Below are 19,865 nucleotides of genomic sequence, written 5' to 3' on the forward strand. Positions count from 1 at the left end.
AAATCAGGGATGCTTACAGTGTAACCCACCTGATTTCGAAAGTGTATAATAAGACTTGAATAGTACCTTCGCAGGTTGATGCATAACTAGCCTCAAATAACGTCCCATACGTGCTGCTTATACGACCTGCATTTAGGTCGGGAACAATCAACAAGGAAGGAGGGGGCTGTTTCCTAACTCTTCGTTCGAAACGTCCTGCATGTTTATCGCCACCAAGTCCCTTGAGAATTGCTCAGACAGTAGTGTAGAAATTCGAATTGTTCACCTTTGAAACGCTCGTAGGCATTATAATAACTAAAATTGCTTCCTAAACGAACGCTCAGAGCTGTGCGAAATCGATATCGGTTTCCTAAGATGGGAGCCCAGTATGAAACCGTAAAACTCATCGCCGCATACATTCCATCGTACCGGTGTCCCGGCGAGTTAGATTAAAGAGTAATACCTCGGCATTGTCTTTTGGCTAATCAATCAAAATGCGCAAAGTTCGTGTGCCTCCTGCTTGAAACCAATTACTTCGTATAGGGTTCCCGCCGGATGTCTGTAAAGATCAGGGCCAAGAGGCGGCAATACCGTGTAGGGAGCTGAAGTCATTGAAATTGGTGTTACAAGTTGCGGCTGGAAGCGCAGAACGTCATGCCCCCTGAGATGGCGTCTTTTTTCGATCAAAGTCCCATTATTTTGCAAGTCGTCTGCACCTCCCAGGAATAACGGATTTACGTGATGTACATGAAATCTCGCCGGGTCAAAATCAGGATCTCTAAATCGGCGCCATTCCAGTTGCATTCTTGCCTGCCTTGCTTCCTGATCGTCCCTATCCGCCGAAGTCCTGACGAAGTTTAGTGAACTTGGTGGCCCGAGTTGCACTGCCCAACAGATTGGATATGCGCGAAGATTTCTGCGCTGTCTGCCCATTCGCTCCAAAGCAGTCTCGACATCCGTTTCGACGGCAAGTCTTTCAACTCCGCGCAAAGATGGCATCGCGGCAATCCTTCTTCTGACTGCCCTGGAAAAAACCCGCCGACGCTCTATTTGACCAGGATCCATTTCTTCGGGAATGTGATACGGAAGGTAGACCGGTGAGAGACCGTACGGACCAAAAGGGGAATTCGACATTGACGGAAGGTAGGAATCCCGAATCGCCTCGATCTGCCTTTCCGATGTTGCCACACCAACCTGGTATTCGATCATATCCAGAATGTGGAAATAATGAGGAGTGAATACAGCACTCCACCCTTCGCCGATCATGCTCTGCTGACGGCCGGTTGTTAAAAAGCCAGGAGAAGATCCCCCTCTCGTCAAGGTGGCAACCGGCCTTTCTGCCTCAAAGACAGCCTGATCTCTATTTCCTCTGATCCGCGCCCTGGCAAACATAGCGTCAAGACTATCATCCATCGCATCTGGTACGTAAACAGGTGCTGAATAACTGGACGATGGGCTGGTCGCTGCGGTGCCCGTACTCGCTCTGTACCCACCGCCACCCTGGATTACCCTTAATGGCGGTCTTGCCGGGGCCGGTGGACGAATCACGGGTGCCGGCCGGTAAGCCAATGCAGCTTGTCGCTGCACATTATAAAATTTCCCTTCACCTTGCTGCAACGTATGTGTCAACTCGTGAGCCAGTAAATGTTTCCCTGCATTACTTTCGGGATTATATTTTCCCCGGTTAAAAAAAACATCATTTCCAACGGTAAACGCCTGGGCATTTAGTTCCTGGGAAAGTTGTATTGCAGTAGAGTCTGTATGAATTTTGACACTTGAGAAATCGCTCCCAAACCTGCTTTCCATAAAACTTCTGGTACGCTCGTTCATCGGGCTGCCACCGCCGCGGACAGACGCGATCTGACCGGACACAAAACTGCTGGCGTCCCCCGCCCCTTGTGCCCCGGTTGTCTGGATAATAGGCGTGATGTTGAAAGGTTTCCTTTGCAAATGCTCCTCTTCATGGGCACAAGTTGCACATTTCCGTTGGATACGTGCATCGCTGCCACCTGACGTGGGATCATGCGTCGCCGACATACTCATTACATGGTCCGCAACACGATCGGCCTGCTGCTCAAAATGGTCATTAGAATCACCTATGGTCAGCTTGGGTTGGATAAGAAAACTCCGACTGGTATCTGCGGAATGCAGTGCAGCAGGCCCGGCTCCCTGTGACCTTGCTGATATTGTAATTTTTTCTGACATACCCGTTTTTTATCTTACAGCTCTTCTGACTTCTACAATATTTCCCGTTGCAAAATCCATTATCGTTGTGATGTTCACGAGCCGGCCGCTTGGATATCTGTACGTGGTTGTCACTTCCCTCAGCGTCGAGCCTCGAACGGGGGTCATAGGCGTTTCACTTACCAATGTGGCCCCCAATAATCGTTCCTGAGCTGCATAACCGGCCCGGTGTGCTACTGGAAATGCCTCACCGAATATTTGTCGACGATACTGCTCTGTCAGCTCATGAATCAATTGCACAGCTGAATTGTCGCCCATCTGGCTGTGACTTGACGTATTTCCAAACATGTCAACATCATCCAGGTCGACCCGAGCCAAATCGTAATTTCCCACAATCACATGCTGGTCACCTGCCCGCCTGGAAGTACGACCTCTCATAAAATCAACTGTGACCGTTCTTCTGTCCGAAATAATAGTCCTAAGAGTGCTTAACAACTCTGTCGCGTCCCGGGTTGGAGGACCCTGTATGTCTGTGGCGGCAATGGAGATCTCACCGGTTGCGGATGCAGCGATCCTGAATTGGACCCCAAGAATTTGATTGACTATGCTCACAAAATCACCACTACTTCCGGTGGCAATCAATTTTCTCTTGATTTTTCCTCCCCCCTGCTGTACTGTGTGCGTCAGCTCATGCGCCAGCAAATGTTTCCCTGAATCGGAATCCGGATTGTATTTTCCCTGATTGAAGAATACGTCATTTCCAACGGTGAAAGCCTGGGCGTTCAGGTTTTGGGAGAGTTGTATGGCGTTGGAATCGGTGTGGATCCTGACGCCCGAGAAATTGTTTCCGAACCTGCTTTCCATAAAGCTCCGCGTGCCTTCGTTCATCGGGCTGCCGCCGCCCCTTGCAGAGTCGATCTGGCCGGACACCGCGTCGCTGGCAAACCCGCCGCCGTCGGCCACGCTTTTCTGGATGATCGGCGTAATATCTAACGGTTTTCTCTGTACCTGTTCTTCTTCGTTGGCACAAGCCGCGCATTTTCTCTGAACAACGACGTCCGCACCCGCAGACGTGTGGGTATGCGTTGCCGACATGCTTATTACCCGGTCTGCAACCTGGTCCGCCTGCTGCTCGAAATGGTCGTTTGGGCTGCCCATGGTCAGTTTGGGCTGGATGATGAAGGCCCGGCTGACCTCTCCGGAATGTAATGCAGCTGGCTCAGCTCCGTTTGGTTTTGCTGCGGTGGTTTTTTCTGACATATCATTTGATGTTTCAGTTATCCCTGTATTTCATGGCTTTTGCTACAATGTTCTGCCTTCTTTCAAATATTCTTTCCGGATCCCCTTCATTAAATCATCCGAAGAAATGACCGTCGATTCTCTTTGCAGCGCCATCAGCGAGGCAAATTGCACGACGTTGAGAATGGAACCTCCGGCAAGTTCGTACTGCCGGGATATCTGGTCAAGGCTGATCGATTCGTCCAGGGTGACCGATGGGCTGAACGTGCTTTTCCAGAGTTTTAGCCGTTCCCCCGGCTCCGGTTTCGGGAAATGGATGATTGACTGTATCCTTCTTGTAAATGCTTCGTCGATGTTGTGACGCATATTGGTCGCCAGAATGGCCAGGCTTGGGTAATCTTCCAGCCTTTGCAACAGGTATGCGATCTCCTGGTTGGCATATTTGTCGTGCGAATCGCTGATGTTTGTCCTTTTTCCAAACAGCGCGTCGGCTTCATCGAAAAACAGTATCCAGTTTTTGTTCTCTGCCCTTTTAAACACTTTTTCCAGGTTTTTTTCGGTTTCTCCGATGTATTTGGAAATGACCATCGAAAGGTCGATCCGATAAACATCCAGGTTAAACGTTTTGCCGAGCAGCGTCGCTGTTAAGGTCTTGCCGGTTCCCGGCGGGCCGTAGAACAATGCCTTATAGCCTGGTTTCAGCTTGTTTTCCATACCCCAGTCATACAGCAGCGTCCTACCGTGCTGCAGCCATATTCTTATCTCGTTCAACTGAACCGAGGTGATCTCGTCGAGTACCAGATCATTCCAGGTCATTTTTGTCATGAGCCGCTTAGCAGGAAATTCCATGCTGAACTGCGGCGTACGGTGCTTCCCGGTCGTGAAGAGGTCGATAAATTCTTCGGTCATAACCAACCCGCTGCTGTTGGAAGGCTCGTTGCCGGACTGGCTGTTGACATACAGAATGTTATGGGCAAAAAAGAAATGCGTCGGCTCGAACGTCTGCATCATCCTGATCCGCTTGTCCAGATCGTTGCCTACGGTAATAAACAATGCCGTTTCAATCGTCGGGAGAAAGCCGCCATGTTGATTTCCCTTAATGCCTCCAAACTCGGTGAAGCCCCTTTTCAGGTTATGATTGGTCATAAAAAAGGCATCCAGTAATTGCGGCTGAATGTGCGGCAGGAGGGTCAGGACCATAATGAGCCTTTCTTCCGGCGTCATTTTATAATGCTGAACAAACTCTGCGTAAATGGACTTGTTTTCGGAAAGGTCCGGCGGGGTTGCAGATACTTTTGAGACTTCGGCCTTATTCTGGCTGGGTACCTGGTTGCCGCTGAATATCCTTTCAAGAAATCCCCTCTCTTTTTCCCGCTCGCCCTCCGCAGGTACCGGTTTCTGGATGTAGTTGGAAAGCCTGATATTGACGACCTTCGCAAACCATTCCACTTCGTCCCGCAAGCATTGGGCGTTTGCGAGCACAATGTCCGTTGCCGCAGTTTGCCCGTTTGTATTTTCTACCATTCTGTTTCGATCGGTTTTGATATCCATGAAAAATTGATGAAGGCAAACCCCCAGCTGATCTTGCCCAAAAGCACGTCAAAGGCCTTTCTCTCCACGCGCAGTTTCCACTGGCTGCCTTCGTCGTACAGAATCCCGTTGCGGATGAGGAACGTGGTCCTGAAACCTTCCACCGAGGTGTTGCTCAACGGCTTCCAATGAGCCTGTACCGATCGGATCAGATCGTCGGCTTCGGCCAGGTCCGCGTCCGTCAGAACGGTATCGCGCGGCACAGGCTCTTGCAGCGAGATTCCGCATAGCAGCTTTCCGAAAGTGAGTTCGTGCTCCGCGGCACCTGTTTCGCCGGTAGCGATATAATGCAGCAAATGGACTGCCTGGTACCTGGCCTCGCGATTTTGAAATGCATTGTTTGCAAGTAATCCTGTATTGGTAAAAAACTGCGGCAGAAATGGCGCCAGCAGGATCAGCCCCGCAAATGGGGTCAGCAGCTTCTGATATGCTTCTTCGTTATTTTTTTGTTCCAATGCATTTTCTGGCCAGTCTTTTTCAGGAGAGTTTTCAAATACATTTTCGTCCGCAAGCTTCATTTTTTCGATCACCTCCAATCCCAGGATTTCCTCATATTTTCTGAGCATCTTTGGCAACTGCACGGTCGTCATTTCCGCCAAAACAATGCCTGAATGACTAGCCTTTTCCATTAGCATGATGAGTAGCAAACTGGTACGCTGATTTTCCGTCCATTGTTCGTGGGAAAATTGCTTTTCCAGTTCCCTCACCGTCTTTTTTGTTTCCTCCAAATGAATATCCGAAAGGAAAAGAGATACCAAAGCATTAGTAAGAAGCTGTTGATCCACCTGTAAAAGCAGTCTTCTCAGCGACAACCTGCTAGACGAAAGTTCGGCCAGGTAATGCCGGAGCTCTCTGGGATTGTTTTTAAAGATACGTTCGAAAACCAGGTTAATGTCTTCTGCATCATGCGCCGCCCACCACGGATACTGCCCAGTTTGCAGGAAATACCGGAGCAATGTGATGTCCGAAATCCCGGGATTTAACCCATCGTGGTTTGAATCAGGCCTGAATGCCTGTTTCTGCATTTGCTCGTCGAGTTTCCGGGTCAGCTTTTCGCGGAACTGCGCTTCGAAATCACCGATAAACAGCTTGCCGAGGTCGATTTCAAGGTGGTCGATCCATATTTGCTGTGGGCCGTCTCCCAGCAGGTTGCAGGCTCGTTCGATCTCCGGCAAGATCCATTCCTGCCAGTAGCTGCTCAGCTGGTGCCGGACATGAAAGCTCTGTTCCTGGTTTTCCACTTCCAGGTCAAGCCTAAGCTGGTTCACGATATGTTGACGGCCTTTTTCCAATGCCTGATTTAAGGTTATTATTTCACTGCCGGCGGCGTTTTGTCGCCGGATGTTCCGCAATCGTCATCGCAATGCCCACATTCAGTAATCGTATTCAGTACCGCGACCAGCTCGTTCACAGGCTTGTATTCCGGGAATGGATTGGTCGTGAATTCTTCCAACCAGGCGATGTATTTGGTCTCAAATCGCTGCATCTGACTGATACCTACCCATTTGATCCGCGCTTCAATGTGCGCCGGAACTTCAGTCTGAATGGTTTTTTCGACAAAGTACCGGTAGTCGCTGTTTCGGAACCTTTTTGCCCAGCAAGGCAGCAGGATCGTCACCCGGAACGAGTAGGGGTCTTCATTGTGGTCGCAGGCATTCTCCTCACAATACAGGTCGAGCTGGTAGGAAAAGTACTTCACCAGTGCGTCACGCTCCTTTTCCGCCTCCGCGAGTGTTTCGTAAAAACGCGTCTGCGCCAGTAATTCGCCCTCTTCATTCAAGATCTCGTAACTGAACTTGCTGTTCTCGCGGCCGCTGGGATCCGGCTTGTTCGACTCGGTGTGGGTAACCAGCCTGTAATAGTCAGGCTCCGAACCGTACTCCCGAAGATCGCCCAGTCGTTCGTTCAGACGTTCATAGCGTCGGAAAGTCAGCAGCGATATGGTTTCCTTCCCGGTTTTATCAAAAAACACCTTTTGAAAAAGAATGCTTATGTCGATATCCAGATTGGCTTTTTCACCTTTTTTGACAATTTCCAATACCCAGGGTTCATCATTGTAGCATTTCTCTGCGGGTATGCGGCTTACCTTCACCCGGTATACAGGCACGTCCACCTCGTCTTCCACGCCTTTGTTGAGATCGCAGAAATCCAGACAGATTTTCAGCAGTTCCACCCGTTCTGCGGGGACGTCGTCGTTCGTTTTTGGATCCGTGAAATCAGCATAAGGCAGCACAGTATCGAGTTTTGGCCGGAGTAAAATGTGCTCGACGAGGTGCATTCCCTCATTATCATTGATTTTGCTGACGATTTCGATGATCTCGTCGATCAACTCGTTACGACTGTTCCTAGTCGGAAATTCAGATCCGGAAGCAATTTCATATCCTCCCTTGTCGATGAGGTCAAATGAAAATACGCCGATCTGTTCTTTTTGTTTGCTGCGCTGAATGCCTTTGATCCGGTCGTGGAGCAGGTAGTTTTTCCGCGACTCGGCCTGTTCGAGGATCAGGTTCATAAATTCGTCCACGCAGCATTCGCCGTCCTTTACCTCGTTGGATGTGAGTAATGTGGTGCCCTTGTCGTTTTGAAGATAAAGGACCACAATGCCTTCGCCCTTGGGCGTCAGTTTGGGTACCATTTCACCTTTTGCATTTTTGACCTTCACCACTTCCTTGAAAAGGTTGCCTGGTGCGAGGATATGCCGGTTGGTATTTTTAAACCCAAGTAACCTCCCGATCCGGCGCTCTGCGCCGGAAATGTTATCGGAATCCCAGATATGCTCGGCATCCAGGTAGTTGAATCCTTTGCCCCGCTGGCTGCTTACACGCTGGTAGTCCTGCAGAAAGCGGATTTTGTCCCCGGTGATTTTTTCTTCTGTCTCATTTTTCCAGACATAGCGCGTAAGTTCTTCATATTCTGAAAAGTCTTCATCAAAGCGGGCCAGCAAATGGTTCAGGAACTTGTTTCTTCTTTTGTAAAACAATCCCTCCGGTTCGATCAGATGTTTCACGATTTTCGAAAATTCGCTGAACACGTGTTCGTCCGTCTCGCCGGGTACCGGGTCATAATCCAGGATCAGGTCGCGGAAATTGTTGATCTCTTCCAGTGAATGCGAATAGTAAGTCTGTTCCACTGTTTCGTCAAATGAAAACAGGTCGTTCAGATGGTTCAGCTGGCTGTGGTAACCTGACAGGATCTGTTCAAAAAACTGCAGATAGCCTTTGAGCTGATACGTCTGGATTGTGCGCTTGTCTTTCGGGTTTTTAGGTAAAACCTCCTGTTCGCCGGTTCCATAAACCATTGGCAGCGAATACTGTACGGGATAGTAATCCTCGATCTCCATATTTTCCCCGACCATAATGGGAAAGTCGTTCTGGTAGCCGTTGAGCTTGTAGGCCTGGTCCTGCGCTTTGAGGTCTTCGAAACGCTTCGCCGGCCGGTCGATCCGGCGATCGGTTAGCTTGCCGGTGTTATAATTCGTTACCGAACTTTTCTTTAAAAGAATGAAGCTGGAATTCCGCAGGTCAAACCGCGCGACTTTTCGTTCCTCCCGGAGCTTTTTGAGCCAGCGGTCAAAATAAATGCTGATATCCTTATTGAAATCATCGGCAGCCTCTTTTGGAATGTAAAAATTGGTAACGGCCTCTACGCCGTCGATATCGGAAATGGCATTGATCAGGTCCGACAACCGGAGGTCGCGGAAAAGGTCGGTGTTTTCTAGCTCTTCGGTGTCGATGAACCCGTTTCGCAACGCCGGGCCTTCGAAAATTTCTTCCACGGTATAGCCTTTGGCCATCATTTGTTCGATAGTGTAGAAATTCAGCCGTGGCGCAAAGTATCTGTAAATGGTGAATGCCATCTGTGCCAGTACTTCGTCGGGCTCGACGTTCTCTTTCAGGACAATGAGTCCGCTTGCTGTAAAATCATCATAATCGACCGAGGTAATCGACAGGAAATCTTCGCACAGATTGCGCCGGCGATTTAACTTTTCGATCACGCGCTCGCGCACTTCCTCCCGTTTTCCGGCTTCGATAATGTCTTCCTCGTACTCGACGATCACATTGAACAACCCTTCCAGTTCCAGGATCTTGCTGGTGTCCTTGCCCAATGCAAGGTAGCCAAGTACAACTCCTATTTCTGTTTTGACAAAATCGATCAGATCGCCTATACTCTTTTTGAAGTCAGCGATATCAGCCTTTTTTGTAAGCTTCAAAAGGACAGGATAGTAAGCATCGATATGGTCAATGATCGCCAGTTTCAAACTATTCCCTGAGCCGGCGGCGCGGTTGGTCAGGATAATGTCTTTCCATTTGGCATTGAGTGCGTCGAGTTTACCGTTGTATGTTGCTAACTGCGCAGGTGTCAATTCCGATTTTTTTATAACCTGATCGGCGATCTTTTTAATGCGCGCGACAATTTCCTCGCGGAGTTTTTTTAATGTCTTTTCGAAGGTGGCGCCCTGTTTTTCTTTTGTCCGATTTTCTTTGATACCGGAAGAATCGGGATCAATGGTGAGGAGTCCGAAGCAGGATTCTCCCTCGCAATTTTTTTTGGCCTGTACCCAGTCGTACTCAACGTAGATCGGCACTTCGTAATCCTTGCTAGGCTCGATCCAGGCATTTCTCACGCCATCGATGTCAATGATCACCTTTCGCCAGTCGCTGATCGTGACCGGGTTACAATGCAAAATCTGCCGGGCGGTATAGAAAATCCTGCTCCACATGTCACTGCTCAACTCAGAGGGCGTGAGCAGGTCTTTCATATCAAAAGATGTTCGGTAGGCGAGGTCTGTGATGGCATAACTTACCGCTTCCAGAATGGTAATGCCGGGATCGGAGGTGTTGTATTCTGTCCAGGTTTCGCCTGCCAGCTTTTGAATGTGTTCTATACCTTCTTGTTTCAGAAAACCGAAGTCTTCCGCGGTCAACAGGGGATTAGATTTAAGGAGCGTAATTTCGTCAGTCATGGCTCTGAAATGAATGATCGGGTGATCAGATTTGGTTTGCTGGTTCATTTTTCTTCTGGCAGGGTTTGAGCGGGGCATCGTCTTCTTCCAGCAGGATAATGTGCTGCGGTGCCGAGACCAGGATCGAGCGGGCTTCCGATGGTTCTGCCATCGTGGTAAGGGTGAAATCCGGGAATGCCTTCATGGTACCAAGCAGGTCGGAAATGCCCAGCTCCTTCACCTTTTCGATAAACCATTTGATCACCGCCAGCATCAGTTCCTGTTCCTGCTTCGAATAGTTGTTCCAGTACAGGACCAGCCTCTCGGCGATTTCGACCACATTTTCGCTCTGGTCGCGGATAAAATCCCATACTTCGTCGGCCACGTCGGTTTTCAGCACCGGCTGCTGTTCGTGCAGCAGGTATTCCCGCAGTATTTTTTCAATGCCTTCCAGGAATGTGTGGCTGCAGCAGTTGCATTTGGTCACATACATCATAAAATCGCTGACGTAATCGACATAGCACCGCTCCTCGATGAAATTGATCACCGCCGAGGCATATACTTTTCCTGTAAAAGGCACGTCAAGTTCCTCGCTGAATACCCAGGGTGTCAGAAACTGTATGACCTCGTCGTTCAGCTTTTTGAGATAATATCCCTTATCCACTCCCGGCCGGAATTTGACGCGGAATGCGAGCAATATCTCTTCGTAAACCGGGTTCCGGGCGTGGACCTTCACAAAGGGCGAAGTTCTTTTGAGCAGAAACTTCTCAATGTCGAGCATAAGCCGCCGGCTGGTTCGCGGCTGAAGAATATTCACTGAATTCCGGTTACGCATGTTGGCAATGGGGATCACAGTAACGTGTCCCGGCGCCACCTGTGTGCCGCAGCAGACTAGTAAGTCGGCTATTTTCTGGGACTGCTCACGGTTTTTCCGCGCAAGCCCGATCATCGCTTTTGCGATGACCGAATTGTTATTTCCGTCGGTTGCTGCCGGTACATTTTGGTCGGCAAAATCAAATGCATTGTCCGTCAGGACGATGTCGCGGCAGTTGCAGTTCGGATCTTTATGGGTAATGCATTTGACTTTGAAAATATCCGGAAAATATTCCAGGACGAGCTTTTCGTAATCATGTGCGGTAATGGCGCGGTCCTTATGCCGCAGCCGTTCGCTGGCGCGCATCCAGAATTCTTTTCCAATTTCTTTCGGTACCGCTCCGTAGCTTTCAAAGGGCTGCTCCACCTTTTTCACGGCGGCCGGTTTGTCAACAAGCTTTGCGACGGAACCGGCAGGAAGTGGTTTTGCGAAATGGGAGGCCGCATTGTCCTGATCTTTGAAAGTGGCCTTTACGGCCTGCGCTACGATGTTGATAATATACGGAAACCGGTGGCTGTCGGCATCTACACTGATGCAAAGCCAATGCAGGCCCGTGGTGAGCAGCGTATTGTTACTGGTAGCGTCTTCCGGGATGTCGAGCAGGATGATCCCGGTTGTTTGCAGGCCATAGGTATTGTCGGAAATGACGTGGCTGGCAGGTAGCGGCAGCCAGTAATTGTTTGACAAGTATGACCAGTGGATAGGAGGGACGTCCTTGTCATCGTCCATTCCCGAGCCTTCGGCAATCTGAAAAAGCAGGGAAAGGTTCTGGGGAGGATTCAAATTCCCGATCCCGATGTAGAGGTTTCCCTCCTGCATGATATACCCCGAATATTGATTTTGCTGTAACAACGAAAGATTCTGGCTGGTGGCTTTTCCTGCACGACCCAATGCAACGGCACGTGCTCCCGATATGGCCATAACATTTGGCAGGGCGTTCCGCAAATTGTTCGTATTAAACTCATTAAAGCGGACCGTCCCTCCTGCACCCAGCATACTCCCCAAATCAATGCTCGCAGGTTCCAGGTCCTTTTTCAGCACATCTGTATTCAGTCCGAGCGGCCGAAGCCCGAACTTGAATCCGGGCAAAATCTGGTTGCCCGCATACACGATCGGACGATCTGCGCCGGAACCGACCTGGTAGGCCATTTGCATATTGCCCAGGTGATGATTGACGGCGTAGTTCTGCGTAACGTCCGTTTCAGCAGCGCCAAATGGATATACATGGAAAAACTGGTCGAACTCCGGATTGATCTGTTTCGTGTCCGTGGTGTAGTCCACGGATATGCTGTTCAATTTTGAACTCTGCGCTATTTTTTGCGCCAGTTCGAAGTTACCACCAACCAGGTCCGGTTTTGAAAGCCTGATGGAAAGACCATCCTGCTGGACAACCACTTCCGGATTCGCACCACTTCGACCCAGGCCCTTCCCATCCTGCCAATGCGTTTCCAGGGAATCTATTTTAGGCGAAGTGTACCGTTTGGCAGCGATTTCGTTGCTTCTTACTTCAAGTATGGAACCATGGTTTGGTAATAAGGTAAATGGGTAAAAAGGCTTGTCCGCAGGCTGTACGCCCTGCTCATTTTCAGTGACTACGCCGGTATGTCCTTTCACCACTATATTCAGCTGAAAATCCTCGGGCTTTCTGAATGCCAGTGAATCAAACAGCGCGGTATCAATTTCCTCTGCATCCTGATCGAACGTGATTTCCAATACCGGCTCGGTAGTTGCGTAATGCACGTGAGTATGGATTTCGGGATCATAGGGGATTAATCCGGGTGCCTCTTTGGGCAGGAAAATGTGAAATATCCCTTTATCAAAAAAGAAGCCGTTCCAGTCAAACGTACTGACGTGTCCGCCGTTGGTCGCAATCCAGTTGTTTCTCAGTCCTTCTGGCAGGCGTTCTATTTTCCTCCATTTTTTCTCAAATGTGCCATTGATGAAAAAAGCTTTTTCGGTGAGCGAACTCCCCGTGAGTCCGGCAACCTTCATTGTCAGTTCTCTTTGTCCGCTGCCCAGCCTGAGCTGAGGAGATGCCATGGCAAATCCTGTTTTTGCATAGTTTGAGCCTTGCAAGCTCTGAATGGAGCCACAGCTGGTAAGCCTGCGAACTGCGTCGGCCCCGAATGGATGCCATTTTGGTACTTCTTCCTTAAATGGTTTCCCAAAACCGTCGGCCGAGTTCGCGACCGGTCTGGAATAAAGACGGCTCCGTTGAATGGTCGTTAATGTGCCATCAGCCCCGGTAATGCTTCTGGTTTTTGTCTCAATAAAAACGGTACTGATCTCTTTTACGTGTGCTTTGTTCAATACCAGTTCCCGATCGGTTTCGTATACCAGCTCCACGCCGGTATCGTCCTTTCCGGCCGAAAGCTCCGTGCCTTTGGAGAGTGCAAAAGCGTCGGTGCCTTTGGCCAATTCGAAAATGAGGTTCACGTGATCGGGCTGGGCGGGCTTTTCGGTCAGGTGCAGAATATCCCGGTAATAGTAGTTCAGGTGTTTTTCTGTCAAACCGTTCAGCTGGTCCTGAGCCAGTTTGAATAGCTGCAAAAACGCAATAAACAACGCCATATGAGGCTGGTGGCGCGGGTATTTTTCCAATGAAAATGCCAGGTAATCTTCCACATTGCCGGCGATCTGCGTTATCACGCCAAAGCAGGCATTAAAAATGGTGTCGATTTCCAGTGAGGCATGAAAAAGCTGGTCAGCCAGTTTCGTGCCTTTGTATAAGGTCGTGTTGATCAGAATGTCGTTGTCCAGTCCCCAAAGGCTGTCGTCAACCGGTTCAAATTCAATGTCGAGGTCGTTGCCATTGTTGACGAGCATGGCCGATTTGCTCAGCACATACACACTCATGATCTGTTTGCTCAATGTCGAATGGATGGCCAGTTCAATGTCTTTCCGCAAGGGAAAATCCAGGCTGCTGCGGGAAGCCCATTTGTCCAATGCGGTACAGATACCGATGATCGGCTTGAACAATGCTTTGAAAATCCTGATGCCCGGGCTTTGCTCAAACTGGTCCCTGGTTTCTAGATAGTCTTTCTGTACCTGCGCGAGATCAAACTGCGCTACGGACGCGGCAAGGACGGTGAGGTCATTTCTGAAAAATGAACGCCAGCTTCCTTCGTCCGGGCACTGGTCATCGGGCAGTTTGTAAAACCGGATATGGCTTGCGTAATTTTTTGCAAAATTCAGCAGGTCGGTAAAGCTGCGGTCATCGATCCTGGCATATTCCGGGGCAAGGGCTTTCAGAAAGCGGGTCAATTGACCCGAACCCTCCCTGGGGATATCAGTCTGGCATTGACAGTTTTTCATAATTCAAGATTCGTTGCTTCTTTGATGTAGAATGGGTACACATAATTGTAGCGGGTATTGGTGGTCACAATGCGGAACACCACCGAGATTTGAAGAACACCGTCAAATACAGAGAATTCCGAAGAAACAGAGTCCACGATAATGCGCGGCTCATGCAGTACCAGCGCATCGGTCACGATCTTTTCGATCATGGCCTGGTTGGGCGTATTCATCACCTCAAACACATAAGGCTGCAGACTGCAACCGAATGTCGGCTGCATGACGCGCTCGCCGAAACGGGTCGAAATAATGATGTAGATACTGCCCTGGATATCGATAATGGCGTCGTTGGTCTCGTCAAGACCAAGAATATCGGCTTCTCCCGAGAGCATTTGAACACCTCCGATGCTGCATTGAAATCTGGGCGGGAAACCCCAGCCGGTACCGAGAAATGATTTATCGCTGGTTGTCATGGCATTCATGGTTTTTTATAATAGTCAAATGCGGGTTCATCCGCCAATAATCACAGTCAGGAAACCCGAAAATAGTTGTCCGCCGTGCTCAGTAGGATCGCCTACCCGTGCCGCCGGCATTCCGTTGATGTTGACTTTGGCGGAGCCTTTCTTTACGGAATTCTTCATAGCTGGTTCCAAAGGGCAGACAAGGGCATCCCCTTCTCGCAAAGCCGGGCTCTTGCCAATGTTCACGTCCGGGCTTCCTGGTGAAAGGACTTTTCCGGGACCGTGCGGAACAGGTGGCGAGCTGCCCGTAATGGGTCTGGGACAAACGTGTGTATCGACAAATCGGGCTGCTGCTGGCATCATCAGTTCAGGTTAATGGGTGTGCCTTCTACAGTTACTGTCTTTTTTGAGGTAATCGAAATACCGGAAGTGTCCATTTTAATGGAATTTCCAAACTCGTCTTTTATCTCGATCATCTTCTGATCCATGGTGAAAGTTTTTTCCTTGCTGGAATCGCGGCTTCCGACGGGCACGCTGATGACCGTCTTTTTGGTTTTATCATCAAAGATCACCTTCATCCCTTCCCGGCTGACAATGCCTTTTTTCGGATTATTTTCTTCCGGCTCAATGGGTGGCGTCATTTCCTGGCTGTGCAACATTCCCAGGATCACGGCGTCGCGCGGGTCATCATTTACAAAGCCCAGGATTACCTCGTCGCCCTTTTCCGGCCTGAAAAAGAACCCGCGGTTTTTGCCTGCGTCGACGGTCGCTACCCTTGCCCAGATCCCGTCTTCTTTCACCGAGATCGTCGGCAACTGCACCTGTACGCGGAACCCTTTTTCGGGGTCATCGATTATGGCCTGTACCACGCCGATCTGCAGCCCGTTTATTCCCGGAAGCAAGCCGGATGCCGCTTTGTCGACCACATCTTCTTTTTTGTAAAACCATTCCTCTGCCCAGCCGAACTGGATATCGGTCAGGAAACCGCCATTGAACTGATGAAGAATGCCGGTGATCAGCACTTCTCCGTTAAAGCGGTCACCTACGCCTTTCAGCTCGATTTTCTGTCCGGGTTTGAGCAGCGGCCTTCCTTCCACCCGGAGCCTTCCGCAGGCTTTTGCCAGGTGTTTTCGCATGGCAAATGCATTGGTCCAGCCTTTAATATCTTCGCTCACATTACCCGAATGCGTGAGGTGCAATTCGGCACCCAATATTTTCCCCAAGTCATCGGATGAAAGGTTACCCGTTTCGGAAAGTGAGAATTTCCCCGTCGCCGTTTCGGAAAGCTCGTGGGCATTATACAGCCAGGAAGCTGCCTTAACCGTGTCAGGCTGACGGCGCAAATCCAGTTCACCCTCAAATTCGATGATATTGTTCTGCCCGCCATAGGTAAATGTGACCCCTGAATCGTCGGACATTGTCGGCGTTTTAATGACCATTTTGCCATCGTCGGTGAGGACAAACATCCCGTTCGCTTCGGCCCGGGTCAGGATAAAATCCCAGTCGGTAGCGTAATACTGGACGATCTGCTTATGCTCTGCAACGGTAGGCTCCACGTCTTTTTTCAGCGTACTGCCGATGATCTCCTCAAACACCGCGCTGTCTTTCAGTTTTACTCCGGTGAAAGCTTTATTTTTCCGGCTCACAGCAAGCTTAATCGCCTCATCCTTGGCCTCAATTTCCAGAAATGATCCATTCCTGATTCTCACGGCGTGGCGGATGATGATGCCTTTGAAGATAGTGGTCGGATTTTCATCATAACCGAGCTGTATCTCAATTTTTTTACCCGGCTTGAAAAGGTCCGAGTTGCTCCTGGGAAAATCCCTTTCGGCCACGCTGCCGTCGTCGATAATGATCTTGGCCGTCGCAATTTTGTTGTAAACCTTCGAAACCGAAAAACGCATAATGGCGATTTCGTTGGACAAAGGGGTATCGTCGATCAGGATCTTTTTAGAAACCCTGTCAGTGGGATTGGATCCCGAACCCAATAATGCTGCTGGAAAGCTCATTGTTTTGCAATCGGTGGAAGTGTTAACAGGGTACCTGCTTTCAATTTTCGAAAGTTTTTCAGCCGGTTGACTTTCGCTACCTGGATGTAGTAACGCTGGTCGTTATACGTGTTAAAAACAATAATGGACAAAATCTCTCCCTCCACCACTTTGTGAACGTGGGTAAGGTCCGGGGAGGAGAGCATTCCCAGGATCTGGCTGAGCTTGTCGTTCGTGAATTCCTCAAAAGTCGCCTTGATCTTCGCTCGCAACGGAATGCCAGTCTGGTCGAAGAGCGTGTACTGGATGTCGGAGGTTTTCATCTGGCATTTGCAAATGAAAGTACCCCACTGAACGATCAGGTAATTGGGCTTGTGGATCAGGCCGTTCATGAGCGTTGTTGCTTCACGGAATAATGCAATCTGAACGATCAGGGGTATTTTGGGCGCATTGGTACCCGTACCATCGAGCGTGAATTCCAGCGAAAAGGTCCTGGCCCGGCTCTTGATGAACTTAGCGCCCTCTCCCTGCACCCCGTTGGTACAAGGCTGGTCGTACTCCACCGTCTCGCTGATCGAAAAGCTTTCCGGATTAAACATCGTAATGAACGGTAACCCGACCGGAATAACACTGTCCCTCATCACGGGAAGGATCTTCAGATTAAGAAGCATCTTTTTCCCAAATTCTGCTGCTGTCATTATCGTTCCTCGCTGTTACGGATGATCTCGAGTACTCTTTCAACAATTTCTTCGGCGGAAGCCCCGCCGCCGCCTGCTCCCGCATTCGCGTTTTCAGGGGCGCAATTGCGCGGCTCCTCGCAGACTGTCGCTTTCACGACAACCTCATTGATATGGACTGCCATGGTTATATTCTTTTAAAATTCTGATACGCAAATTCCAGTGTTTCTACGACTACTTCGTTGGCATTTGCCTTGAAGTCAGACACTTGCCATTTAATTGGAAAAGCATTGTTCACCTGCCAGGAGGTCATCGGGTTACCTGTTTCGTCCATGAGCTGGATCGTAATGGTACACGGTGAAAAGCTGTAATTGAACAAGTTAAAATAGCTGTCGAGCGCATTGTCGAACCAGGCGATCAGGGCAGAGCTTTTGAGCATACCGCGTTTCAGGATCAGGTTGGGATATTTCGCCCGCTTAGGAAATTTGTAACTGAACTGCGGCACAGCCCCGTCATGAACTTCTTCCAGCTCGATTTCCACGGTAAGGCCATTGACCTCCTGAAACCGGGTATCATCTTCTGTAACACCATCAATGCCCTGAAATTCCACTTTGAAATAAAACCCGACAGGTGGATAGTACGCTCCCATAATAACTAACCATTTGTGATCGTGAGGCCTTCGTGCGCGATTTCGATGGATTCGACGGCGATCTCATTTCCGGTTGCTTTCAAGCCGGGACCCTCCACCTTTACCGGAAAAGCCTGCTTCACGTTCCATACCATCGTAGGATTGTCGGTTTCATCGAGCAGGCTGATGATCAGATCTTTACGGCCTATGGTATTGAGCTTGACGGTATTCAGCCAATTGTAAAAGGCGTTGTCTCCCTTGATAATGCCCCTTTTCAGGGTAATGTTGTTTGCTTTCTGCAATCCCGGCATTTTCATGGAAGATTGCTGAGGTGTCAGTCCGTCGCGGTATTCAATGACTTGAATTTCCTGGGTAAGACCACTGACTTCGGAAAACGCTACGCCCAAAGTTGGGTCTGAGGCATTCACTTCTTCTACCTTGAAGCGAAATACGGGAAGTGGATATGGCATTGTGTTGAAAATTTTTGGTTAAAAAAATCGGTTTGGTATTACTTCTCAGGAAGTCTGCATCAGGTGCGAGAAACGCAGGATGATAAATTCTGCCGGACGGGCCACCGCCATTCCGATCTCGACGATCATCCGGCCTTCGAGGATATCGACGGCGTTCATCGTTTTGCCCAGGCCTACCCGCACAAAGTATGCTTCTTCCGGCTTAGCGCCGGCCAGCGCGCCCTGCTGCCATTTCTGGTACAGATAGTTGTCGCACATGCCTTTCACCTTCACCCAGGTTGATGCAGTATTAGGCTCAAATACAGCCCATTGAATCGATTTTTTGATGGATTCTTCCACAACCATGAAAAAGCGGCGCACATTGATATACCTCCATTCGTTGTCGTTTCCATTCAATGTACGCGCACCCCACACGACCGTCCCGAAACCGGGAAAAGTGCGGATCACGTTGATGGATTTCCCTGTGGTAGCGTCGATATTCAGGTTTTCCTGCTCGCGATTGGATATGTCCACCACCGGTTTGACTACATTCCGAAGTCCCTCATTGGCTGGCGCTTTCCACACTCCCTTAGTGTTGTCAACTCGTGCATATACCCCGGCGATCGCACCGGAAGGCGGCAAAACCACGTGAGCCGATTTCAAAGCATCCTTGATCTTCCCATACAAAGCGGCCCCTTTTCCAATGCTGGCCACTGTTTTATCTTTGTAATCCGGGGCGGGTGTTCCCGTAGTCGCTTTTTTGTGGCTGGTTACCTTCACCGTCTCCAGATCGAATCCGTAGCCGTAGGTTGTTTCCAGAGTAGGATAGTATGCAGCGGCATAGCGGTTTACCTCAACCGAGCCAACAGCTGCATTACGGATAATAAGGACATCGGCACCAATTGTCCCGCTCGGATTTGCCGGTGTTTCGGGAGTGACAACCTGCGGATCTATGAGTGCAAAGCGATCTTTCAGATTGGAAGCCTGATCGGTCATTTCTTTCACAATCGACCCGTATCCGGCCACATTCACAGTACCCATTTCAGGCACGCAAAGAATGGTAGGTTCGTCATAGCCGGCAATGAGTCTCAAACCCAGCACCAGTTCGTCCGCATCAATTCCCTCGTCAGAATGCACATTTACCGGGACAATGTAGCATGCCCCGCCGCCATTGTCAAAATAGTGCTTTACGGCATAGTGAAGGTTGTATTTTTTCAGTTTGGCCGGTACTGTTGCTACGGTTACTTCATAGTCCACCGTCGTGCCGGTGACAGTACCGTCGTCGGTTTTTTCACTGATGGCGATCGTAACACTGTCAGCTGCTTCCTGCGGCGCAATGCCCTGACCCTCGGGATTTTTGGCGGCGTAGTAATGCAGGAATTCAGACCAGTCTGCAATTTTCTGGGCTTTCATGATCAGGTCACCGTCAGCATATCTTTTTGCTATTTCAGTGTAACCGATGAATGCGGGGATAGCAGAATCAACTTCTGCAACGGAGGGCGGTATGGTTGATATTTCATCAATGTACACACCCGGTGTGGCTAGTTTTGTTATCATGAT

Annotated in this window: 14 protein-coding genes; all 14 read right to left on the reverse strand. The window is 49.6% G+C overall.

What is annotated here, in order from left to right; genetic code table 11:
• Window positions 1-468 precede the first annotated feature (468 nt).
• From FHS68_RS18895 to FHS68_RS18960, 14 genes are read right to left on the reverse strand one after another with little or no spacing between them, the layout of a single operon-like run.
• Window positions 469-2,184, reverse strand: a complete 1,716-nt coding sequence (locus FHS68_RS18895) for an eCIS core domain-containing protein (protein WP_167273443.1) — start codon at window positions 2,182-2,184, stop codon at window positions 469-471.
• 9 nt (window positions 2,185-2,193) lie between these two features.
• Window positions 2,194-3,423 carry an eCIS core domain-containing protein gene (locus FHS68_RS18900; RefSeq protein WP_167273445.1) on the reverse strand — a complete coding sequence of 410 codons (1,230 nt, stop codon included), beginning with the start codon at window positions 3,421-3,423 and terminating at the stop codon, window positions 2,194-2,196.
• Window positions 3,424-3,465: 42 nt separating this feature from the next.
• Window positions 3,466-4,953 (reverse strand): ATP-binding protein, encoded by a 1,488-nt coding sequence (locus tag FHS68_RS18905; protein WP_208408368.1) that lies wholly within the window; start codon window positions 4,951-4,953, stop codon window positions 3,466-3,468.
• Complete coding sequence (locus tag FHS68_RS18910; protein ID WP_167273448.1) at window positions 4,920-6,284, reverse strand: contractile injection system tape measure protein; 1,365 nt, start codon at window positions 6,282-6,284, stop codon at window positions 4,920-4,922. Before FHS68_RS18910 ends, FHS68_RS18905 begins: the two co-directional genes overlap by 34 nt.
• 17 nt (window positions 6,285-6,301) lie before the next feature.
• On the reverse strand, window positions 6,302-10,003 hold the full coding sequence (locus FHS68_RS18915; RefSeq protein ID WP_167273450.1) for a baseplate wedge protein: 3,702 nt from the start codon (window positions 10,001-10,003) through the stop codon (window positions 6,302-6,304).
• Window positions 9,981-14,123, reverse strand: coding sequence for a baseplate J/gp47 family protein (locus FHS68_RS18920; RefSeq protein ID WP_167273453.1), 4,143 nt, complete (start codon window positions 14,121-14,123; stop codon window positions 9,981-9,983). Before FHS68_RS18920 ends, FHS68_RS18915 begins: the two co-directional genes overlap by 23 nt.
• A complete protein-coding gene (locus FHS68_RS18925; protein WP_167273456.1) occupies window positions 14,120-14,575 on the reverse strand; it encodes a gp25 family contractile injection system sheath assembly initiator in 456 nt (151 codons plus the stop codon). Before FHS68_RS18925 ends, FHS68_RS18920 begins: the two co-directional genes overlap by 4 nt.
• Before the next feature lie 36 nt (window positions 14,576-14,611).
• Window positions 14,612-14,926, reverse strand: coding sequence for a PAAR domain-containing contractile injection system baseplate protein (locus FHS68_RS18930; protein WP_310588603.1), 315 nt, complete (start codon window positions 14,924-14,926; stop codon window positions 14,612-14,614).
• Window positions 14,926-16,572, reverse strand: a complete 1,647-nt coding sequence (gene vgrG / locus FHS68_RS18935; RefSeq protein WP_167273458.1) for a type VI secretion system tip protein VgrG — start codon at window positions 16,570-16,572, stop codon at window positions 14,926-14,928. Before vgrG ends, FHS68_RS18930 begins: the two co-directional genes overlap by 1 nt.
• Window positions 16,569-17,249, reverse strand: coding sequence for a CIS tube protein (locus tag FHS68_RS18940; protein WP_167273461.1), 681 nt, complete (start codon window positions 17,247-17,249; stop codon window positions 16,569-16,571). Before FHS68_RS18940 ends, vgrG begins: the two co-directional genes overlap by 4 nt.
• Window positions 17,249-17,413, reverse strand: coding sequence for a DUF5908 family protein (locus tag FHS68_RS18945; RefSeq protein ID WP_167273463.1), 165 nt, complete (start codon window positions 17,411-17,413; stop codon window positions 17,249-17,251). The genes FHS68_RS18940 and FHS68_RS18945 overlap by 1 nt, the downstream gene beginning before the upstream one ends.
• A gap of 2 nt (window positions 17,414-17,415) precedes the next feature.
• On the reverse strand, window positions 17,416-17,877 hold the full coding sequence (locus tag FHS68_RS18950; RefSeq protein WP_167273465.1) for a phage tail protein: 462 nt from the start codon (window positions 17,875-17,877) through the stop codon (window positions 17,416-17,418).
• 5 nt (window positions 17,878-17,882) lie between these two features.
• Window positions 17,883-18,326 (reverse strand): phage tail protein, encoded by a 444-nt coding sequence (locus FHS68_RS18955; protein ID WP_167273467.1) that lies wholly within the window; start codon window positions 18,324-18,326, stop codon window positions 17,883-17,885.
• Between the two features lie 45 nt (window positions 18,327-18,371).
• Entirely contained in the window at window positions 18,372-19,862 is a 1,491-nt protein-coding gene (locus tag FHS68_RS18960; protein WP_167273470.1) for a contractile injection system sheath protein, read from the reverse strand.
• Window positions 19,863-19,865: the final 3 nt, after the last annotated feature.

The organism is Dyadobacter arcticus (assembly GCF_011762185.1).
GTDB lineage: Bacteria > Bacteroidota > Bacteroidia > Cytophagales > Spirosomataceae > Dyadobacter > Dyadobacter arcticus.